This window comes from Acetoanaerobium pronyense, from assembly GCF_017874355.1.
GTDB lineage: Bacteria > Bacillota > Clostridia > Peptostreptococcales > Filifactoraceae > Acetoanaerobium > Acetoanaerobium pronyense.
In genome coordinates, this window is record NZ_JAGGLI010000068.1 from 1 (window position 1) to 2,351 (window position 2,351).

The 2,351-nt window shown below is 34.0% G+C and carries 3 protein-coding genes; all 3 read right to left on the reverse strand.

Annotation, left to right across the window (positions count from 1 at the left end; translation table 11 throughout):
* Positions 1 to 98: 98 nt before the first annotated feature.
* Positions 99 to 671, reverse strand: a complete 573-nt coding sequence (locus J2Z35_RS14450) for a GNAT family N-acetyltransferase (protein ID WP_209662109.1) — start codon at positions 669 to 671, stop codon at positions 99 to 101.
* A 70-nt stretch (positions 672 to 741) separates the two neighbouring features.
* The gene (locus J2Z35_RS14455) at positions 742 to 1,824 is read right to left on the reverse strand and encodes a phosphodiester glycosidase family protein (RefSeq protein ID WP_209662110.1); all 1,083 of its coding nucleotides are present in this window, start codon (positions 1,822 to 1,824) and stop codon (positions 742 to 744) included.
* A 51-nt stretch (positions 1,825 to 1,875) separates the two neighbouring features.
* Positions 1,876 to 2,175: a glutaredoxin domain-containing protein gene (locus J2Z35_RS14460; RefSeq protein ID WP_330623514.1), complete on the reverse strand. Its 300-nt coding sequence runs from the start codon at positions 2,173 to 2,175 to the stop codon at positions 1,876 to 1,878.
* Between the last annotated feature and the right edge of the window lie 176 nt (positions 2,176 to 2,351).

Genomic DNA, 2,351 nt, shown 5'->3' on the forward strand with positions numbered 1-2,351 from the left:
AACATTTACATTTCTGAATGTCTTTAATAATCTAGGATTTTTAATTTTTAGGGTTCATCGTTCAAAAAACGCCTTTTCCCGACAGCCCCATTTTTTCCCTAAATAGTCGATCCTTTAGTCTTCTTACTCATATCGTACCCCAGCTCATAGTAATTATTGTTATTAAACTGAAAATCCTTGATTACATCGAGTCCAAGCTTTCTTGTATGAGCTTCATAGGATCTTGGATTAATGTGATTTATAAAGGTTATAAGTATTGGATATCTTTTCGACATTTCCTGCCTTGAAAACTCAAATAAGTTTACAAGCACATCCCCACCCCTATACGCCTTGTCTATACATATAGGTCCATATTGATATGAATTTTCTACATTTAATTTCTGACCCAAATAAGTTGTATTTTCAAGATCCTTAATCATATGCTGAAATAAAGGCCACTTCGACCAAAATTCCCAAGAAGCTGCCATAGCGTATCCAACTATATTTCCATTATCACAAGCTATAGCAAGTCCATTTTCCTTTTCAATTATCTCTTCAAACTGCTCCTTTGTAAAAAGAGTGGTTACAAAACCGTCCTTTTTATCATCCTCATTTATTGTATTTACATGATACCTTTCTTGTAGTTTGGCTATCTGATTAATATCTTCAAAGGTTGCATTTCTATACTCCATATCTTCATCTCCTCAGTTAAAATGATATATGATTTACCCTTGACACTTGTATCTCCATTCTTATATTCTTTTACTTCTGGTTTTCAAAAAATATAAGGGAATTGTTTATTTTTCTTCCCGGAGAAGTCTTATAGCTTCCATTGTACATAAGACCAGAAGAAGCTCCCCCATCAAGATTCATGGCACTTTTTAGATTTAATTCTTTGCATACTTGAGCAAGTTCAGCAAGAGAAGCATTTGAAACAGTTCCCATAACTACCCTTCCATCTTCTCTAAAACCTATGAAACTTCTTTGAGCCCTTTGAGTATTAATCTTAGCTTCTGTAAACCCTTCTTTAGTACCATCTGCCGTTATTGCAGTATTTAAGATAAGACTTGGCCCTGCACCTACAGCATATACAACATCTTTCCAAATATCATTATCTGCATCTGTAGCATTTTCCCTTCTTGATTTAAACTCTGGAGTATAGTCTACTTTATATCCAGCTTCAAATCTGCTCACAAGATGATACATAGAAGGATTAAAAGATATTACAAACCCGTCTTGTGGAATTGCAGTGTTTCCGCTAGTTATAGCTGAAACAATTCCATTTTTTATAACTACATTTTTAGCTTCTGGCATCATAGTTTGCTCTGAAAATTCAGGTGTGAATATCATAATGGCATCTGGCTCTGTCCTTGGGTGATTAATGCCCCATGTATAATATTGATTTTCTACTCCGTTTATACTTCCAGTGATTTCTATATTAACATTATCAATTACTAATTTCTTGTCCTTAGTTACTCCAAATACTGCTCCATAATTCCCAATATGAAGAAGCTTTCCATCATCTATTATCGTTCCATATGGAACAGGGATGTTATTATAAGCACTAAAATAAGTCCCATTTATTGCAGAAAAAGCTTTTGAGTTTTCCTTAGCCTTTGTATTTGATATATTTTTCAGGCTATCAGCAGAATAAATCCTGTTGTTAGCAGTACCAATGCCTAAAGTTATATCCTTGGCATTAAAATTTACAAGTACATAATTTGCAGTCTTTCCGTTACTGAATTTTTGGGTTTTAAAATAGTGGTGGCTAGCACCAAATGACAAGTTCGTAGTTAAAATAAATGTAATCATCATAAAAATTAACATAAATCTTTTCTTAGACATATAAATCCCCCTTGAGACGCGGGGACGTATCTATCGTCCCACCCCGTCTTCTTATTTGTTTGTATCAAGCTGAAACTTTTCACTGCATTTACTGCAGGTAACCTTTATCTTTCCCTTGTTCTTTGGCACTCTCATTCTTGCCTTACAAGAAGGACAATTTATTAAAAAATAATCTAATAGTGATTTTATTCTATTTGGGTCAAAACCTTCAATAACATCATTTCCTATTACAAATGCTGGTACCCCTCTAAGACCAAGCTTCATAAACTCTTCCCTTGCCGATGGACTTTCATTTACATCTCTTTCTTCATAAGCAAGTCCTTCTTCTCTAAGAAACTTCTTAGCTGTGATACAGTGAGGTCAAGTTTTTGTAGTATAGGCTATTATCTTTTTCAAAAAAATCACTCCTTTTCATTAATTATAAAAGAGCCACGGGGACGTATCGGGACCAGTGAAAAAGTGGTCCTTTTCCCCTCTAAAATGTTAACAAGATTTCTTTAAATTCCATTTTACACCTAATAATTTGA

Bases quoted from the DNA above. Each gene is read 5' to 3' on its own strand.
- J2Z35_RS14455 (WP_209662110.1), bottom strand. From the start codon at position 1,824: ATGTCTAAGAAAAGATTTATGTTAATTTTTATGATGATTACATTTATT.
- J2Z35_RS14450 (WP_209662109.1), bottom strand. From the start codon at position 671: ATGGAGTATAGAAATGCAACCTTTGAAGATATTAATCAGATAGCCAAA.